A 19,105-nucleotide genomic window follows, 5' to 3' on the forward strand; every position below is an offset into this window, starting at 1 on the left:
AACCTTTCTTAAGGAAGTAGCAGAAATATAGCAGAAATATATATCTATATGTATGTGAAAAGCCCACGTTCAGAATAAATTTCCGCATTCAGCCTCTTAAAATGAAATTCAGACAGTTTTCCTGCAAAGCTAAAAACTGGAAAATTATATAATAAAACTGTTCAAGCATAGAATTATTTGTCCGAATGTCATACCAGCATACAGATATATTCGTTTATGTCTGATACATATATAATTCGGAGGGGACATGCAAGAAACCGAAGCCAGACCGATAAGGATTCTCGGAATATCCGGAAGTCCCAGGAATATGGCGACTGATTTTCTGGTCCGGGAAGCACTTAAGATTGCAGAGGAGAAATATGGAGCAGAAACCGATTACTTTTCTGCCAGAGGAAAAAAGCTGAACTTTTGCATCCACTGCGACTTCTGTATAAGAACAAAGGAAGGCTGCGTTCATAAGGATGATATCTCAGCTGAACTTTATGACAAAATGATCTGGGCAGACGCCTGGATTATTGGAACTCCGGTTTATCAGGGAACATTGAGTGCTCAAACCAAAACAATAATGGATAGATGCAGAGCCGTACTTGCCCAAAATCCCAGAATTTTTTTGAATAAAGTAGGGATGGGCATAGCAGACGGAGGAGACAGGATGGGGGGACAGGAGCCGGCAATCCAGACTATCCTGAACTTTTATGTGATCAATGAAATGATACCTGTGGGAGGGGGCTCTTTCGGAGCTAACCTGGGTGGAACGTTCTGGTCAAAGGACAAAGGAGCGGAAGGAGTATCTGAGGATTCTGAAGGCATGAGAAGCCTCAGAAAAACCCTGAAAAAGCTTATCCAGACAACCCAACTTGTAAGAAGAGCTTCTTCAGAAAAATCCGAACCCTGACCATCTGAGATGCCGCAAAAAGCAGCCAAATAATGTAAACTCTGGAAAGATAGGTGTCTTCGGAATTCAGGTTAATCATAAAGAGGAATAAACTCAGAGTTTGACAAACCAGTTAAGGAGGAAGTTATCTTGGTGGGATCTTTAAATAAGGAAATTAAGCGAATAGCATGGGGAATAACAGGTTCGGGAGACCAGATGATTGAGACCTACAGTATTCTGGTAGATATTAAGAACCGATCAGGGGTTGAAACGATGGTTTTTCTCTCCAAAGAGGGCGAAACCGTGATGAAATGGTATCATCTCTGGGATAAAATCCAGACCGATTTTCCTAACTTCAAAGTCGATGCAGGTCCCAACTCCCCATTTATTGCAGGCCCGCTGCAGATGGGATATTACGATTTCCTGCTGATAGCCCCAGCAACTGCCAATACCGTGGCAAAGATAGTGTACGGGATTGCAGACACCCTTGTTACAAATGCGGTTTCTCAGACTGCAAAAGGAGAAACACCAATTTTCATACTGCCTGTAGACCAGAAAAGGGGGAGTGTAAAAACCGCTGCTCCCAGTGGCAGAGCCTTTGAGCTTACTATGCGCGAAGTAGATGTTACAAATTCGGAAAAACTTGCACGGATGGAAAATATTACAGTGCTCTCAAGTCCCTTTGAGATCTATGATATCTTCGGACTTGAACGGCCTACTGAAGATATAACTGTGAAGGTGAGAGAGCGAAAGAAAGCTAAAATTAAGAAAGAAACCGGGATGTAAAACTTAAAAATGGGGAGATTTGGAAAAAATAAGAATCAGAGAGGGTAGTAGATATGAGAAGCGCGTATCAAAATGTAGTGGAAGAAGTAAAAAATCTCAAGGGAATTGAAGAAGCAGTAGCTCTGGCGATTGAGAGAGAAAAAGAAGCAAGGGACTTCTACCTGAGTAAAGCTGCTTTGATGGAAGACCCTAAATTTAAGGAGCTCTATGAGTACCTGGCAAATCAAGAGGTAAAACATCTCGGTTACCTTGAAAGATACCGAGATAAGAAAGAATTGCCCGTAGTAAGTACGGAAATTCCGAGCGGTCAATCTTTTTCCCCTGAGTTTGATTTGGGACGTACAAAAGGTGGAGAGGTCACGCTTGGAGATGCGGGCATCCTTATTGCAGCCCTGAGGCACGAGAGAAAGAGTGAAGATTTCTATACGGAGGTCGCAAAAAGGGTTGAAGATGAAAGCCTGAGAAATTTCTTCCACATGCTTGCAGGTTATGAGAGAGGACATTACGAGCTAATTGACAGTTTCCTAGATGAGGTTACCAGATTCAGGATGCAGACCTAAAAAGCCGGGAGAGCTTTGTTATAGGGAAAAAACCGATGCTAAAATTCTAACTACAAAAAGAGGCATCGACATTCTTAATGGTTACTCCAGGGATTGGGGTAGTGAAGGTTGGGACATAGGGATTGTGACTGCCTGCAGCCAGGTTAATCTGGGTGGCAAAACCCTGTGTCCCTGGAAGCCACAAGAGCCCGGACTTCAGGTAAAAGTAGGGGCCATAAGGAAAGGAACTTGTGAGATGCAAAAAGCTTGGAGAGAAGCTTGCAGATGCTGCAAAAAAATAATAACAATTTTACTATTTCCTTTTAACAATTTTTTCTTCTTTATGTTCTCCATTTCTTGAGAATATCCTGAAAAGGCTTTCAGCTTCAGTAGCCGTAAAGCTTGGAAAACATTGCTGCAGATCCTCCAAAAATACTTTCACCCTGCTAGGCTGAGATTAAATAAATACTGAAGTACTTTTTGAGAATAGAGGTGAATACAATGGAGGAAATATTCAAAGGATTGGTCGAGCGTGCGCAGTACTATGAGCAGTTTGAAAGCTACAGGTACACAAGTCCCTCCGAACATTTTGGGGATATGGCTGCACTTAAACTAAAAGCTCCAGCAATGAGTATTACGTAAGGCTTAATTTATTGATTGCCAGCTGAGAGTAACTTTATTCACATAATAAAAAGTTGTGAACTAAAATGCTGCAAAGACTCTAAAGAAATGGAACGTTGAGGAGTAAGTTTCAAGAAAAGGTAATTTAGAAGACTTCAAGAAATTCAGAAAAAATCAGAAGTATGAGATAATAGCGATGGGATTAAAGGCGGAGAGACTCGCTTCTCAACTGGTTCCGTTTCTGCAAGTTTCGCCCCTGTTCCATAGTGTAAATTTTGAGGCTAACGCTTCAAAATCTTTTTGGAAGCATCCAGTGCACCAATGGCAAATATTTATAAGTATAAGAGAGAAATATCTATATGGGTTAGGGGGAATCCGCATGAACGAATTTTTTGAAGAGATAATTGAAAGAGCTCATTATTATGAGCAGTTCGAACTTTTTAGGGAATATAAGCAAACATTCCAGAGGAATCAAACGGGGAAAAGCAAGCCCGAAAAAAGGGATAGGAAACCTGAAAAATAACTCAAGTATCAAACTTAAAAGGAAAGGAAAAAACAGATATGAACCTGGAGGGCTTCACGTAACAGAAGAGTTGTCCTTCTGACTCTTTTTGATATATGCTTTAGACCCTTTTTGATACCTGAATATTATATATTTAGATATTTAAGCTTTTGTACTTCAACATTTTTGTTCTGCTTTACTGTTTACCGTTCAAGATTTTATCCTGCTATAAAAGAGATTACTCTATTACTCTTTAACAAGTATTACTCTAGCCGGAGCTCCGTCCGTGTTTATACGGAGAGGCAGACCTAAGAATGTATATTCCCCTTCCTGAACACCGGCAAGGCTGAGTCCTAAAAACAAAGTTGTATTATTTATAAGTATTTCACGGACTTCATCGTCCCCGTCAGGCTTTTTAACGCTCAGGTAGTCAAAGCCGAGGGTTTTAACTCCGGCATTGACGAGGTATTCAGCTGCGTCCATTTTAAGGTGCACATAGTTCTCAAGGAACTTAACATATCCCAGAGTTGAGTTCCTGGTCTTGAGAAGCACTATGTCTCCTGGCTGTATTTCAAACGTTTCAAGGTCCTGCCTGTGGATTTCGTTCTCCACATGGACAAGATCAAAAACCTTGCATTTTCCATAAAAGTGATCAAGAGGCAAGTCAGCAACACTTTCTCTTCCATCCCGAAGATGAAGTCTGGATTCTACATGAGTACCTGTATGGCTTCCCAGAGTCAGAGTAGATTCATTTACATTATCTCTCGGGACAGAAGCATACCTCTGAATAGAGGGCGACGGCTTTCCCGGATATACAACCATTTCTTCTGTAATAGGCAATGAGACATCGAAAAACTGACGCAGAATGAAACCCCCCACTCATTCGTTAATGACATATCAGAATTTAAGCACAGCTATTTTGATAATCTATTTTAATAGAAATCTAACTGCTCTTTATAATAATAGAGGGTTTAAAATATTAAAAGTTCCCCTCTGGCAGGAGGCATATCCAGTCATACTACTGAGTTTTTACAGATTTCTCCTCACATATTCCGCAACCGCGTTTCCGACTTCCATTGTGCTGGCAGCTCCTCCGAGGTCAGGAGTGATAATTTTCTGTTGAAGCACATGGGCTATCGCCTCGTCTATAATCCGGAATCTTGCTTCCTTCATCCACTCCAGCAGCATTTTTACGCAGAGAATTGCAGCAAGCGGATCTGCAACGCACTTACCAGCAATATCAGGTGCGCTTCCGTGCACTGGTTCGAAGAAGGCATATTTATCTCCTATATTGGCGCTTGGGACAAGGCCGAGACTTCCTACAAGAGCTGCACACATATCACTCAGGATATCTCCGAAGAGGTTCGTTGTAACCACAACGTCGTATCTTTCAGGATGCATCATAAGGCTGTAAGCCATTGAGTCAACCAGTGTATCCTCATACTCTACTCCGTGAGCAGCAGCAGTCTGCCTGCAGATATCAAGGAAAAGTTTGTCAGATTTTAGGACATTGGATTTATGAACAATTGTAAGCCTGTTCTTCCTCCTCTTTGCAAGCTTACAGGCGTATTCAGCAATTCGCTCAGAGCCTTTTCGTGTGATGATTCGTTTTGTCCAGGAAAGCTCAGACCCTATTTCCTCAATCCCAGAGTATAACCCTTCAGCGTTTTCCCTTACAATAATAAAATCGAAGTCATTTCTCCCGGTAACTCCTGTTATGCCGGGAAGAGGTTTTACAGGCCTGATATTGGCATAAAGATCCAGTTCCTTTCGGATGGTCAGAAGCACACTTTTGTAACTTGGGTCCGGCACAGTGGTAACTGCTCCAAAAAGGACCGCATCGCACCCTTTTATAGTCTCCAGATCGTCACTCGACATTGCAGTCCCTGTTTTTTCCCATCGAGTGTAGCCGAGCTCCAGAGGTACTTTCTCAAACTCAAACTCAAGCCCGAAAGCATCAAGGACTTTAACAGCTGCAGGGATTACTTCCCTGCCGATCCCATCACCTTCGATTATAGCCAGTTTCATGCTAACTGCATCTATAGTTTGGAGTATATGAATCTGGCGTAAGTTTTTCAGATTCTGAGGTCACTCAGATCCAGAGCATATGCTCGACAAGGATTTTTATGCCGAGCCCGATAAGAATAAGGCCTCCTATAATCTCGACTTCGTGCTCAAAGAAATGGCCTATTCTGTATCCAAGGACTGCTCCGCAGAAAGACATGAAAAAGGTCACACAGCCTATTATAATTACAGGTTCAAGAATAGGCGTATTTAGGAATGCGAAACTTATCCCCACAGCAAGGGCATCTATGCTTGTAGCGACTGCGAGTACAAAAAGTATCGAGTAATTAAGGGAGCTTACCTTTCCTTCGGGATCTCCGTAAAGAGCCTCGTAAATCATTTTGCCTCCAATAAAGGCCAGAAGCCCAAAAGCAATCCATGGAGCATAGTCTGAAACAAAGCCGCTTACTGCGCTCCCTCCAAGCCAGCCCATCACAGGCATGAAAGCCTGAAAACCCCCGAAAAAGAGAGCCAGCTTCAGCGCATCATTGAGCCGGAAAGGCCTTATTGTGGTGCCGCTGGACATGGAAACTGCAAATGCATCCATTGCAAGCCCAAGTCCTAGAAGGAAATTAGTCAAGAAAGACATCAAATGTTTACTCCGGTTTCGTTTTACAAATAGTACAGATGGATATTAAAGAGAATTAAAATCCTCAGCACATGAGGATGTTTGAGAATCAAAAGTCTTATAGTTGTCTATATGCCTTGACTGTTACCCTTTTGATGACCCGTAAATTCACAATCAGATTTAAAACTATGTCTTCTGAAAAGGTAAAAACATTTCTTAAAAAGGCAACTTTTCTAATAAACCGCTTGAATGCAAGCCTTTTCAAAAAAAGTTTGACCAAAAACCTTTTGAGAAAAGGTTTTATCGAAAATGGAATGCCTTTTGGATTTGATAACCTTATCCCCAATCCCTATTCGGCATGATCGACAGGCGCAACGAGCGCGACATAACTTATGCTTGAGCCAAAACTCAGGCTCATACTTTGGCTTTAGACTTTTCCTCAACCATTGATTTCACTTTATTACCTGATGGCCCTGACCTTAATCTTCTGTAGACGGTGTATTTACCGGTGCCATCATAGGAAACCGCATACTTACCGTCTTCTCCATCAAAAAACTTGAAGCCGTTTCTGTAAAATGCTGGATATGCTACAACGCGTGGAGGATTAATCGAATAACGCTGGTATATATTATCGTCGGCGAGAGTTTTAATCCAGTCAGGTATCGCGTCCACCTGCTGATACTTCGTCTGGACATTACGCCCAAGGATTGTATTATAAGCAAGTGAAGCCTGCACTGCAACCGTTATAAGCACTACCTTAAGCAAGAAAACCCCTACAATGAACCCAGCAAGCCATGCAAGCATTAACCAGAGCATAATACCAGCCCCCAAAACTTCGGCTTTACTTTTAATTCGTCGTTAGTCTGCGACTACGTGAATATCTTAAACTTTTAACATCCCCACAGCCCTTAGTCGAAGAGCAACACAGTAAATTGATCCCTGAATTGATCCCTGAAATTATGCTTTCAAACATAATAGAGTTTTCTATTATATTTTCTTATTGGAGAATATATATTGAATCTGGATTATTTATATCAAAAAGATGATTATTTGAATTAGGGAGATTATTTACTGGAAACTATCATGCTAAGCAAAAGCAGGGCCAATAGATTGGTCATAAGTCTTGCTGTACCTGCAGAGAACAAAAATAGGCGTTTCAATTAGAACACCTGCAACTACATGTTCTTGCACTGCTAAAAGTCTCGGATAACAACCTGAGTAGAGTGTCATCAAGTATAATTATGCGCATTGCAGGCGTTGAAAAGTCAGATAAAAATCCTCAAGGATGGCGGTTAAAATCCCCTGAACTCTGCCTTAACCTGTTTACGAGGTCTCTGACAGCCTCAGCAACTTGGTATTCCGATGCTCCCCAGTGAACTACAGCACCATCAAAACTCGAGATCTTTACAAGCCCTGAGTTCTCAGACCTGCAGCAACGCGTAATGAAAGGTTTTGAGGGCATAACTATCTCAGATTTAAAAGGACAGATATTTACAAAGGAATACTCAAGCTCAGGAAAGCGCATCTCAAAAAGGGTTTTTGAAATCTCGCACCCTACCAGTAGATGTCCGTTCTCCGTTAGTACATCCGAATCCAGGCATTTTCCTTCCAGCCCAGATGCACTGCATGGGAAAACAGTGTTTTTCCCTTCAAATTGCCTTAGATCAATCACCTTTTCAATAAACCTGACCTGCAGATCCCCGAAGATTCCGCTGGCTTCAAGTTTTCGAACAACCAGGGAAAGCCAGGAAGGATAAGGAGGGGCAACATCAAGGATTTCGAGTTCAAGGATGCCGGAGAGGTCAGGCTTATGGACAAAAGTAACATGCCTATCCACACCTGTGAAAATTACCGTGTTCACTTTTTCGGTACAGAGTTTCTCGGCAGTTTCTATCAGGAGCGTGCGGTCTTTTATATTCAGTTCCTGATCATATTTCACCACTTCTTCTCCCGAGGCTATTGTCTCAAGAGCTTCAACCTTTCGGAGCAGTCCCTCTCCGCTTTTTTTCACACGATAAATTGCATACTCTGAGTTGTCGGTCAGGGGGTCTTCTTTTTCGACAATTAGGTAGTCAGTCAGGAAATAGATTGGCTCTTCTGTGCCCGGGCAGAATGATCCTGTAACGCCCACATTTTTGTATTCATCAGGAAAAATCATAAGCATCGATTGTTTTGGATAATTTGTTTTTCTGAGTGGTTGATTACTCTGAGTGAAAATCGAATTTGATTCAGTTCCAATATTTATAAGATAAAGTTATTCCTTTTGCTCACTCTGGACTTTTTTCCTGTGAGCTACAAGCCCGCCATCAGCCAGTATCTGGAGCAGGAAATCTGGTAATTTGTTTCCAGTGAAAGTACCTTTTCCTGGAACTGTAACCTCGCCTTTTAAAAGGTCGACCCTGATCTCGTCACCTTCCTGACATTCAATATCTGCTTCTATTAGAGGCAGACCCACATTGATTGCATTTCGGAAAAAGATCCTTGCAAAAGATTTTGCGACTACACAGGCAATGCCCGCATGTTTTAGAGCGAGTGGAGCCTGTTCTCGTGAGGAACCACAACCGAAGTTGCTGCCTGCCACAATAATATCACCTGGGTTTACCTTTTTTGCAAATTCCGGATCAATACCTTCCATTGCATGAGCTGCAAACATCTGCATATCCTTGGTCCGCAGGTATTTTCCGGGAATAATCGCATCCGTATCGATATCGTCTCCAAATTTCCATACTCGGCCTATTATGGGATTTTCCATCATACTTCACCTGCCAGGTAGTTTTTTTAATAGTATATCTAGGTAGCGGGAAAACGAAGCAAAGATTTTGCAAGTCTAACTCAAAGCAAAGCGGACAATATAGAACCAGGAAAATAAAGGCATAAGGAAAAGTGGAGGAGAAGCAGTAGAGTTAGCAACAGCACACTCCGACTGCTTCAGACCTTTATCTCATCTCCGTTTAACACAGCTTCCTCACTTACCCTTACTTCTTTTGTCGTATTGCCGTAACTCACTACGTAGGGTCCCACAGGTGCAGTATCGAACTGAGTCTCGCCTTCAATAGGACCCTCAGTTGAATAGGGTACTGTAAACTTGTACCTGCCCTGAGAATCCGCAGTTGTAGACTGCGTGTATTCAAAGGTACGTCCCTGTCCTGTAAGGATTGTAGCGCTTATTTTGACAGTTTCAGTGGGGGATGCAGTACCTGTTATGTTTGCACCTTTGACATATTCGAAGATCTTGACATAACCCGTATGTATCACCGGAATATTGCCTCCGAATACAAGATTATAGACCTGTTTATACACTACCTCATTGGTTTGATATGCCTCAGTCTCATGAACCATACGGTAATGCTTCATGCCGTTTGCGTCAAAAATGTGCAGCCTTGCTTCCATGGAATTGAAGTATCGGGTAGAAGGTATAGTCTCATACCCTCTGCCTGTCCAGATAGTTTGATAGTACCCCTCTGTGTCAAGAGTCCAGGCAGGCATTGCCCCAAATATGTCCGTGGCCATTCTGGCATCAGACATTATGTAACGTGCGCCTGCTTTGTCAGGTCTTGGGTCTATAGCTTCAAGCACAGCATTTCCCTCTTCTTCGGACTGGGCTGTGAAAAAGCTTGCAGCACCTGGCTGATTTTCTTCCTCAATGCTCACCCTGCGCCCTCCTACACCTGCCTGGAAAGGATTAGCATTGGGCATTCTGTGACCAAAAAACTCGATATAGTGCCCGTAGTCCCACCAGGACATAACACCGTATGCAGTATTAGGATAATCGAAAAGCTCTCCATCTTTTGGGGCTTCATAGATAGCGTTGAAGTCCATTCCAGGATCGGGGGTATTTGTCTGAAGCCATAAAGTAGCTTCCATCCAGGGTTCATTGGGGTCATTTGAGCCTTTTGCCTGAAACATTGCAGATCCATATGCTGGATAAATCAGAAATACTACTATAGCCAGAACTGCAAGAACTTGCTGTACTTTGACAAATTTAAAAGCATTAGGGATATCTGCAGGCGATCTTACAGCACTTTTGAACTTCTGGTCAAGTTCATTCCATTTTACCCTGTCAAGCAGCAGTCCTCCCAGATAAGCACTCAGGATTGAAACATTTATGGAATAGTAATAGGCAAAACGGTTCTGGCCGTAAATTGCAAGGAGAATTAAAAAGCTCCAGATAAGAACCAGTACTTCTTGAGGCTTTGGTTTTCTGAACAGGCTTGCAGCCAGAACAAGCATACCCAGCAGAGAAGCAAGGAAACCTGTAACAGTGAAGTTTGCAAAAGCCTTTGAAAGAGTGAATACGCCACCCTGGTAGAATATGGAACTAGCCTCACCAATAGTAGAAGGTCCTCCCTGCTGAATCATGAAAACGGTCGTCGGGGCGTGTATAATCAGGGAATAAAGCGAAGGAGATACGATTTTAGTAATTATGAGCCCGAGAATTCCAGCTCCGAGGATGAGAAGAGGGAAGTAATAAGCCTTTAACTGCTTTATTTTGAACTCCCTTTCAAGAAAACTAAGAGCTGCAAAACCTGCCATTGTTCCAAGTGCAGTCACCACATGGAACCATGAATAGTAATAAAGGGAAAACCCCATATCAGGATGCACAAAGGGAAGGATAAGTAAAGTGCTTACTAAAAACGTGACTATGCCTGCAAACCCCAGATAGTCGCTTGACTCATTGCGGAAATTGTCAAGTATGTACTGGAATACGGCGTAAATGAGAGTGATTAGGAGGAAAAGAGACCCTCCTGGCCAGGAGAGCTGGTAGGCGGAATACATGACACCAGCAACAACTGAGTACAGTAAAGGCTCTTTCAGGACACGGAGGTTCTTATTGAGCACATCTTCAAAACGCAGCTTTTTTTCCTTTGCCGAGATGAGAGCGAGAATGAAAAACATCATGAAGAAAGTACTGAATAGCGATTCAGCAACATGGTGGTCTGTAAAACCAATGAGCGAACGGGACAGAAACTGACCCGGAGCAAACGCAATTAGTATCGCAGCTAGAAGCCCTGTTTTACGCCCGCCAAGGTATTTTCCTATGTAGTAAACAGGAACAACAGTAAGAGCTCCAAGCACTGCAGGAAAATAAGCAGCTATGGTGTTAACCAGTTGGGGACTGGGACTGCCCATCCCGAGAACAAAGGAAGTAATAGCTATCATCTGGTCGAATAATGGTCCAAAATGGATATAACTCCCGTAAGGATAATTGGTCATGGGATTGTAAAACATCCTGTTGGGGTAATTCTCAAGCAGGACATATAAAGTACGCATATGATACCAGGCATCGTTGGTCGCGAATCTCACGATCCCGCCAGGTAAAAATACAGTATCTGAAGGAAGTGTTCTGACCCACAAAGATACAAAACCAATTATCGCAACTGCCAGAGTATAAGGCCAGCTGGATCTTATTTTATCTTGGAATGATGATACAGGATGATCCTGAGAACTCATAATTATCCCCTTTAAGAGGTAAATTTTTGCATAAATATATAATTTGTGGAGAAGAAAATCAAATAAATAATATTTGTCTGACTTAGAAAGTCAATATGCTTATTTATAATTTTATCTAATTCATATTCAGGAATTTTGTACAGTTTCATATTCAGGAACTTTGTACAGTTTTTACTGAGCCGGTCACGACAATCATCGGAAATGCCAGTATTTCCGAAGAGATCCTTGTTCCTCTGTCCCAGCAGGCTCTCTCAAGCCATTTACTATGGGACAATGCGTCTTCTAAAAGACACCCTATAAAAGACGCGGCACAAGGGCAATTTCAGTCTGAGACGCCCTAATATATTTGGAATAACTTTATTAATAGTATATAAAAGTATATGCAAAAGCGAATTGCATAATTATAAAAGAAAGAATTATTCTTGAAGGTTACAAGATTCTGCAGGAATCTTTACTGGTGAACGCCAGAGAAGAATAAAAATAAAGATATGAGATAAAGAAAAAGAAATAAGGTGAAGAGTTGTCCTGACCGCATATCTGGAATATTTAGATCTTTATCTCTCTTTAGGTCTTTATTTCTTCTCCGTTTAACACAGCTTCCTCACTTACCCTTACTTCTTTTGTCGTATTGCCGTAACTCACTACGTAGGGTCCCACAGGTGCAGCATCGAACTGAGTCTCGCCTTCAATAGGACCCTCAGTTGAATAGGGTACTGTAAACTCGTACCTGCCCTGAGAATCCGCAGTTGTAGACTGCGTGTATTCAAAGGTACGTCCCTGTCCCGTAAGGATTGTAGCGCTTATTTTGACGGTCTCATTGGGGGAAGCAGTACCTGTTATGTTTGCACCTTTGACGTACTCGAAGATCTTGACGTAACCCGTATGTATTTCCGGAATATTGCCTCCAAATATAAGGTTATAGACCTGCTTGTACCAGACTTCATCGGGTCTCGTAGCATAAGGTTCGGTCTCATGAACCATACGATACTGCTTCAAGCCATTTCCATCAAATATATGCAGCCTGGATTCCATAGAATTAAAGTACCGAGCTGAGCGAACATACCGATATCCATCTGCTGTCCAGATAGGTTGATAGTACCCTTCAGTATCAAGGGTCCACTTAGTCATTGGATCAAAAACGCCCGTAGCCATATTGACATCAGACATTATATAACGCGCTCCTGCTTTGTCAGGTCTGGGGTCTATGGCTTCAAGCACAGCACTTGCCTCTTCTTCAGAAGGGGCTGTGAAAAAGCTTGCAGCACCTGGCTGATTTTCTTCGTCAATGCTCACCCTGCGCCCTCCTACACCTGCCTGGAAAGGATTAGCATTGGGCATTCTGTGACCAAAAAACTCGATATAGTGCCCGTAGTCCCACCAAGACATAACACCATAAGCGGTATCAGGATAATCGAAAAGCTCTCCGTCTTTAGGGGCTTCATAGATAGCGTTGAAGTCCATTCCAGGATCGGGGGTATTTGTCTGAAGCCAAAAAGTAGCCTCCGTCCAGGGTGGATTAGGCTCACTACCTATACTTCTTGTATACAGCATAGCTGTGCTGTACACTGGAAGAATTAGCACGACTACTATGATAAGGATAGCAAGAACATGCCCTAACCTGATAGATTTGAGGAATCCAGGAATATCTTGAGGTGATTTCATATTAGTCCTGAGGCTTTCTTCGAGCATGTCCCATTTTACTACGCCAAGCAATAATCCTCCTAAATAGGCACTCAGGATTGAAACATTTATAGAATAATAATAGGCAAAACGGTTCTGGCCGTAAATTGCAAGGAGAATAAAAAAGCTCCAGATAAGGACCAGTACTTCCTGAGGCTTTGGCTTTCTGAACAGGTTTGCAGCCAGAACAAGCATACCCAGCAAAGAAGCAAGGAAACCAGTAGCCGTGAAATTTGCAAAAACTTTTGCCAGGGTGAAGACATCGTCATAGTAAAATATTGAAGAGACTTCCTGGATTGTGGAAGGCCCACCCTTCTGGATCCCGAAAACAGTTGTAGGGGCGTGTATAACCAGGGAATAAAGGGAGGGAGACGCTAATTTGGTAATTATGAGCCCAAGAATTCCAGCTCCGAGGATGAGAAGAGGGAAGTAATAAGCCTTTATTTGCTTTCTTTTAAACTCCCTTTCAAGGAAACTCAAAGCTGCAAAACCTGCCATTGCCCCAAGCACAGTCACCACATGGAACCATGAATAGTAATAAAGCGAGAAACCCATATCAGGATGCACAAAGGGAAGGATAAGTAAAGTGCTTACTAAAAACGTGACTATGCCTGCAAACCCCAGATAGTCGCTTGACTCATTGCGGAAATTGTCAAGTATGTACTGGAATACGGTGTAAATGAAAGTGATTAGGAGGAAAAGAGACCCTCCTGGCCAGGAGAGCTGGTAGGCGGAATACATGACACCAGCAACAACTGAGTACAGTAAAGGCTCTTTCAGGACACGGAGGTTCTTATTGAACACATCTTCAAAACGCAGCTTTTTTTCCTTTGCCGAGATGAGAGCGAGAATGAAAAACATCATGAAGAAAGTACTGAATAGCGATTCAGCAACATGGTGGTCTGTAGAACCAATGAGCGAACGGGACAGGAACTGACCCGGAGCAAACGCAATTAGTATCGCAGCTAGAAGCCCTGTTTTACGCCCGCCAAGGTATTTTCCTATGTAGTAAACAGGAACAACAGTAAGAGCTCCAAGCACTGCAGGAAAATAAGCAGCTATGGTGTTAACCAGTTGGGGACTGGGACTGCCCATCCCGAGAACAAAGGAAGTAATAGCTATCATCTGGTCGAATAATGGTCCAAAATGGATATAACTCCCGTAAGGATAATTGGTCATGGGATTGTAAAACATCCTGTTGGGGTAATTCTCAAGCAGGACATATAAAGTACGCATATGATACCAGGCATCGTTGGTCGCGAATCTCACGATCCCGCCAGGTAAAAATACAGTATCTGAAGGAAGTGTTCTGACCCACAAAGATACAAAACCAATTATCGCAACTGCCAGAGTATAAGGCCAGCTGGATCTTATTTTATCTTGGAATGATGATACAGGATGATCCTGAGAACTCATAATTATCCCCTTTAGAAGTAAACTTTACACATTAATGAACAAATACTAAAAAGAAAATTAAACTGATTGTATTAATTCAATGTAACAGTTTATAATTTTATCCCATTTTTGATCGGGAGTTTCGTAATGCTCTCTTTTGCCGAATCTGCTGAGAATGGTGTTCCTGATAGAATCGGCATCTCCCGGAGGGACAAAAAAGGTTCCTTTATACTTAGCCATAGATTCTTTCAAACCGCCGACCTCAGAAACAATAACAGGTTTTCCAAAAGACATAGCAATATGAGCAATTCCACTCTGAGAAGCTCTCAGGTAAGGCAGAACTACTACATCTGCAGCACTGAAATACACATTTACTTTATCATCAGGAATATATTCGTTTATCAGTGTAATATGATTATAAGATGGAGAGGCTTTAATCTGGTCAAGTAATTCCTTGCGATCTTCCCAGATCTCCCCGACAATAAGCAATCGGCTTTTCTCAAGAATCTCGGGGGGAAGCTGCTCAAAAGCCCTGATAAGGTAGGGAATTCCTTTATACTTTCGAATCAAACCGAAAGAAAGTATAACAAAGTCATCCTTAATTGAGAGACTTCTTCTTGCTTCTTTTATGTCGAGCAGATCCCCATACTGGTCATAAAGCCCATGTGGGATCACATGGATTTTTTCAGGAGAAATAGAATATCTTTTTGCAATAAGCTCTTTATCGGATTCGGAATGAGTAATATATGCATCAAGGTTTTTACGGAGCAATTTTCCTGTTGCTTTAGAGTATATGCGGATAGGAAGTATTGATTCTTCAAAAGGGTCCACTACTTCATGAAATTCGATAATTATTTTCGGTTTATGCAGTAAACCTGCAAACAGCTTCAGCAGAAGCTGCATATGCGCAACTGAAGAAGTCCACCACTGCAGGATTATGATATCCGGCTTTTGGGCTTTAAGAAATTGGTATGCTTGAACCCAGGTCAGTGGATTGTTATAATCCATGCCGTCAAATACAGGAATCCCCGGTAGGAAATTCAGGTCGGAGATGTTTTTCCCTACATGGGATTTTCCTGGGAAAAGAAAAGTTGGAAGCAATTGTCGAAAGCAGACAACTGAAACATCTTTTTCCGCAGACATGGCATTTGCAAGACGTATAGTGTAATAGCTGATACCGCTCAAAAAACGTTTCGAAGGTCCGACTATGCAAACGCTTTTGTTAGATCTCATTTGCCTAAAACTATCACATTATCTTTATATTAAGCTAATGCATTAATCCGTATAGGTTCCAGTGTAAAAGAGGTTCAGCCTTGAAAATAGCCCAGATCTGTCCCCGTTACTCTCCTGATATAGGTGGAGTGGAAACTCACGTCAAGGAAATTAGTGAAAGGCTGGTAAGAGCAGGACATGATGTTGAGGTTATAACAACGGATCCCACAGGAAGATTGAGTAAAAGAGAGACGATAAATGGAGTAAAGGTCATAAGGTTCAGGTCTTTTGCCCCAGGGAATGCATACTATTTTGCACCTCAAATTTACTATTATCTCAAAAAACATAACTATGATGTTATTCACGCACACAGCTATCATGCTTTTCCCGCTTTTTTCTCATCCCTGGGCAAGCATGGAGGGAAATTCATACTTACGCCGCATTATCACCGGCGCGGTCATACTGCATTCAGGAATTTATTACATAAACCTTACAAGCTTCTTGGAAAGCTGATTTTCTTCAGAGCAGATTCTGTAATATGTGTATCCGAGTATGAGAAGAAGCTTGTAGAATCAGATTTCAAGGTGGCTACAAAAACCGTAAAAATCCCTAATGGAATAAATCTAAAAGAATTTGAAAATTTGAGGCGACCGGCAAAAGGTATGAAAAGGAAAGCTGGAAGAGAAAAACTCCTTCTCTATGTGGGTCGCCTGGAAGAATACAAAGGGGTACAGTATATTATTCAGAGTTTGCCTGAACTTCATAATTTCCAGCTGAGAATTGTCGGAAAAGGGCCATATGAGACCGAACTCCGTAACATGGCAAAAAGTTTAGGGGTTGAGGGAAGAATTGAATGGTTAAAAGATCTCTCAAGAAAGGAATTACTTAAGTGCTATGCAGATGCGGATATATTTTTAATGCTTTCCTCTTACGAAGCATATGGGATAACGGTTGCTGAAGCGCTGGCTGCGGATATTCCGTGCATTGTGGCAAAGGAAAGCGCACTTGAGGAGTTTGTGGATGGGGAGAACTGTATTGGAATTGAGAATCCGGTTACAAAGGAAAAAGTGGTAAAAGCACTGAGAGAGTTTGAGAAAAAGGAAAGAAAAGGAAATTCTAGGATAGATAAAAGCATAATGGATTGGGATGAAGTCTCAGCCAGGATTGAGAAGCAGTATACCCTGTAAAGGATAAATTACTCAAAATAAATATAGAGGAATAATTAGGCTCTGTAGAAATCCTCTAAATTCTGTTTTTACCCAAAAATTATAAAAATAAAATTGTAAAAATGCTCCTTAATTTTTTTGTCCCCACAAAAAACAAAGGAGCAATTGCTATTGTCATCAAATAAGTATATTAAATTTATTGATCTCAGTCTTAAAACGGTTCAGTCTTCCAGACTGAACCTTTACTCCTGCAAATATTCCAAACGTGTTTATACTCAACATCAGCTTCTTGTTCTTGTTTTATTGAAGGAGTATATAAGTACAGACTACCGTGACTTTGTAGAACTTGTTGACCTCATGAACAGTATAAAGAAAAAACTTGACCTTGATAAGGTTCCTCATTACACTACTCTTCAAAAGTTTGTGTCCAGAATTCCCTCTTCATTGTTTAACCTAATTTTGTCAAAAACTCTAAAACTATTTTACTCACATGGAGAAAAAGTTCTCATTACGGCAATTGATGCAACAGGATTTACGAGTTCTTATGCAAGTCATTATTATTCTAAGAGAACAGGGAAGCTCCGAAGGAGCTTCCTTAAAACTTCAATATCAGTAGACACTATTAAAAAAGTAATATTAGGATGGAAAATTAGCCAAAAAACAGATCATGATGTCAAGCATGCAAAGACTCTGATAAGACAATCAAACAAGTCAAGAAAGTCTCAATGTTATGTGATGGATAAAGGATATGATTCCGAAGAAATTCATACTCTAATAAGAGAAGAGATAAAAGCAGATTCAATAGTACCTTTGAGAGAAAGAAAAAGAAAGAGAATAAACGGAAAATATAGAAAACAATTAAACAAAGACTTTGATAAGATCAAATACAATAGAAGGAATATAGTAGAGACAATAATATCTGTTGTAAAAAGGAAATTTGGAGAAACATTAAGAGCAAGAAAGGTTAGAAATCAAGTAAAAGAAGTAAAAGTTAAACTAATAGTCTATAATATAAACAAAAAAGTAATACAATTATTATGGATTAAATTAAGGATTTCTACAGAGCCAATAATTATTCCGGATAAAAAGAATAAATTGTTCTTTTAAGGTGAAAAATTTAAAATAATTCCGGGGTTTCTGGGGAACTTAAGTATGGAAATTGATTATATAAACGGCCTGAGATCAAATGAAATATTCGCGATGTCAAAGTACCAAAGTGAAATTCATAGCAGGTTGGACAATATCATATTAAACCGAATAGAATATCCGGACATATCAAGAGTAATCGGTATTAACAAGATCGTCGAATATCTCGGATACCCGTTTATTGTGAAAAAGAAGGTAATTGAGGATAATATTAAGCATGTGACCCGTCAGGACCTGGCGTTTCTCCTGGAGTTAATAGATTTAAAAAAAACCATTGTTACCTGCCACGATATCATACCTATTGCATATTATAACACACGAAACCCAATCTGGAAACTTAATGCAAAAGGTTTGAGAAAAGCAGAAAAAATAATTACGGTATCCGAATTTTCTAAAAAGGATATTAGTAAGTATATAAAGTATCCGGAAGAACAGATCGAGATTATACCCCCCGCCGTAGACCATAATTTGTACTATCCAAACCGAAGCAAAGCGGCTTTAAAAAAATACAGAATAAAAGAGACTGAGAAAGTAGTCCTGTATGTAGGAGCTGAAGAACCTAGAAAAAATGTCCAGCTTCTGATAAACTCATTCAGCAAATTAAAAAATCGAATCCCGGAAGTGAAACTGCTAAAGGTAGGGATGCCTAATTATATAGGAGTAAGAGAAAAACTCCTGAAACAGATAGAGTCGCTGAATTTACAGAAAGATGTTATCTTTACGGGATATGTGTCAGAGAGTGAACTGGCAGAGATATATAATGCTGTGGATCTGTTTGTGTTCCCTTCTTTATATGAAGGATTCGGGATGCCACCTTTGGAGGCAATGGCTTGCGGGACACCTGTTATAACTTCAAATACCTCATCTCTACCGGAAGTCGTGGGAGATGCTGCCATAGTTGTAAACCCTCATGTTGCAGATAAACTTGTTGAAGAAATGTATCAATTATTAACTGATGATGGACTCAAGAAAGAGATGATCAGGAAAGGACTTAAAAGGTCAAAAATGTTTAACTGGGATGAATCTGCAAGAAAAACTTTGAGAGTGTATAAAGAGTTGTAAAAGAACCTTAAGATTAGAAAGAGCATACGGAGACAAATT

The 19,105-nt window shown here is 41.0% G+C and carries 18 protein-coding genes; 9 read left to right on the forward strand and 9 right to left on the reverse strand.

Annotation, left to right across the window (positions count from 1 at the left end; genetic code table 11):
- The first annotated feature begins 247 nt into the window (after window positions 1-247).
- The 6 genes from AOB57_RS03490 (at window position 248) to AOB57_RS03515 (ending at window position 3,343) form a co-directional block, all read left to right on the forward strand.
- Window positions 248-895 (forward strand): flavodoxin family protein, encoded by a 648-nt coding sequence (locus AOB57_RS03490; protein ID WP_054297918.1) that lies wholly within the window; start codon window positions 248-250, stop codon window positions 893-895.
- 129 nt (window positions 896-1,024) lie between these two features.
- Window positions 1,025-1,660 (forward strand): archaeoflavoprotein AfpA, encoded by a 636-nt coding sequence (gene afpA / locus AOB57_RS03495; protein WP_054297919.1) that lies wholly within the window; start codon window positions 1,025-1,027, stop codon window positions 1,658-1,660.
- Window positions 1,661-1,713: 53 nt separating this feature from the next.
- Window positions 1,714-2,220, forward strand: coding sequence for a hypothetical protein (locus tag AOB57_RS03500; RefSeq protein ID WP_054297920.1), 507 nt, complete (start codon window positions 1,714-1,716; stop codon window positions 2,218-2,220).
- Window positions 2,189-2,560 (forward strand): hypothetical protein, encoded by a 372-nt coding sequence (locus AOB57_RS03505; RefSeq protein WP_167829527.1) that lies wholly within the window; start codon window positions 2,189-2,191, stop codon window positions 2,558-2,560. Before AOB57_RS03500 ends, AOB57_RS03505 begins: the two co-directional genes overlap by 32 nt.
- A gap of 140 nt (window positions 2,561-2,700) precedes the next feature.
- Window positions 2,701-2,841, forward strand: a complete 141-nt coding sequence (locus AOB57_RS03510) for a hypothetical protein (RefSeq protein ID WP_167829528.1) — start codon at window positions 2,701-2,703, stop codon at window positions 2,839-2,841.
- 175 nt (window positions 2,842-3,016) lie between these two features.
- The gene (locus tag AOB57_RS03515; RefSeq protein ID WP_167829529.1) at window positions 3,017-3,343 is read left to right on the forward strand and encodes a hypothetical protein; all 327 of its coding nucleotides are present in this window, start codon (window positions 3,017-3,019) and stop codon (window positions 3,341-3,343) included.
- A gap of 225 nt (window positions 3,344-3,568) precedes the next feature.
- Here the strand turns inward: AOB57_RS03515 and AOB57_RS03520 are convergent, their stop codons facing one another.
- The 9 genes from AOB57_RS03520 to AOB57_RS03560 all read right to left on the reverse strand — a co-directional run bounded on the left by AOB57_RS03520 (window position 3,569) and on the right by AOB57_RS03560 (window position 15,665).
- A complete protein-coding gene (locus AOB57_RS03520) occupies window positions 3,569-4,201 on the reverse strand; it encodes a cyclase family protein (RefSeq protein WP_226999623.1) in 633 nt (210 codons plus the stop codon).
- Window positions 4,202-4,351: 150 nt separating this feature from the next.
- A complete protein-coding gene (locus AOB57_RS03525; protein ID WP_054297923.1) occupies window positions 4,352-5,350 on the reverse strand; it encodes an isocitrate/isopropylmalate family dehydrogenase in 999 nt (332 codons plus the stop codon).
- A 64-nt stretch (window positions 5,351-5,414) separates the two neighbouring features.
- Window positions 5,415-5,975 carry a manganese efflux pump MntP gene (locus AOB57_RS03530; protein ID WP_054297924.1) on the reverse strand — a complete coding sequence of 187 codons (561 nt, stop codon included), beginning with the start codon at window positions 5,973-5,975 and terminating at the stop codon, window positions 5,415-5,417.
- A gap of 393 nt (window positions 5,976-6,368) precedes the next feature.
- The gene (locus tag AOB57_RS03535) at window positions 6,369-6,770 is read right to left on the reverse strand and encodes a hypothetical protein (protein WP_054297925.1); all 402 of its coding nucleotides are present in this window, start codon (window positions 6,768-6,770) and stop codon (window positions 6,369-6,371) included.
- A gap of 463 nt (window positions 6,771-7,233) precedes the next feature.
- Window positions 7,234-8,112 carry a DUF7714 family protein gene (locus AOB57_RS03540; protein WP_054297931.1) on the reverse strand — a complete coding sequence of 293 codons (879 nt, stop codon included), beginning with the start codon at window positions 8,110-8,112 and terminating at the stop codon, window positions 7,234-7,236.
- A gap of 96 nt (window positions 8,113-8,208) precedes the next feature.
- The gene (gene hacB, locus AOB57_RS03545) at window positions 8,209-8,709 is read right to left on the reverse strand and encodes a homoaconitase small subunit (RefSeq protein WP_082384069.1); all 501 of its coding nucleotides are present in this window, start codon (window positions 8,707-8,709) and stop codon (window positions 8,209-8,211) included.
- 173 nt (window positions 8,710-8,882) lie between these two features.
- Window positions 8,883-11,405: an oligosaccharyl transferase, archaeosortase A system-associated gene (locus AOB57_RS03550; RefSeq protein ID WP_054297927.1), complete on the reverse strand. Its 2,523-nt coding sequence runs from the start codon at window positions 11,403-11,405 to the stop codon at window positions 8,883-8,885.
- A gap of 564 nt (window positions 11,406-11,969) precedes the next feature.
- Window positions 11,970-14,501, reverse strand: a complete 2,532-nt coding sequence (locus tag AOB57_RS03555) for an oligosaccharyl transferase, archaeosortase A system-associated (protein ID WP_054297928.1) — start codon at window positions 14,499-14,501, stop codon at window positions 11,970-11,972.
- Between the two features lie 57 nt (window positions 14,502-14,558).
- Window positions 14,559-15,665: a glycosyltransferase family 4 protein gene (locus AOB57_RS03560; protein ID WP_226999624.1), complete on the reverse strand. Its 1,107-nt coding sequence runs from the start codon at window positions 15,663-15,665 to the stop codon at window positions 14,559-14,561.
- 128 nt (window positions 15,666-15,793) lie between these two features.
- Here AOB57_RS03560 and AOB57_RS03565 point away from each other — a divergent pair, with 128 nt between their 5' ends.
- The 3 genes from AOB57_RS03565 to AOB57_RS03575 all read left to right on the forward strand — a co-directional run bounded on the left by AOB57_RS03565 (window position 15,794) and on the right by AOB57_RS03575 (window position 19,066).
- Window positions 15,794-16,879 carry a glycosyltransferase family 4 protein gene (locus AOB57_RS03565; RefSeq protein WP_054297930.1) on the forward strand — a complete coding sequence of 362 codons (1,086 nt, stop codon included), beginning with the start codon at window positions 15,794-15,796 and terminating at the stop codon, window positions 16,877-16,879.
- 150 nt (window positions 16,880-17,029) lie between these two features.
- Complete coding sequence (locus AOB57_RS03570; RefSeq protein ID WP_167829530.1) at window positions 17,030-17,965, forward strand: IS5 family transposase; 936 nt, start codon at window positions 17,030-17,032, stop codon at window positions 17,963-17,965.
- Window positions 17,966-18,010: 45 nt separating this feature from the next.
- Window positions 18,011-19,066: a glycosyltransferase family 4 protein gene (locus tag AOB57_RS03575; RefSeq protein WP_054300065.1), complete on the forward strand. Its 1,056-nt coding sequence runs from the start codon at window positions 18,011-18,013 to the stop codon at window positions 19,064-19,066.
- The last annotated feature ends 39 nt before the right edge of the window (window positions 19,067-19,105 follow it).

This window comes from Methanosarcina flavescens (genome assembly GCF_001304615.2).
Classification (GTDB): Archaea; Halobacteriota; Methanosarcinia; order Methanosarcinales; family Methanosarcinaceae; genus Methanosarcina; species Methanosarcina flavescens.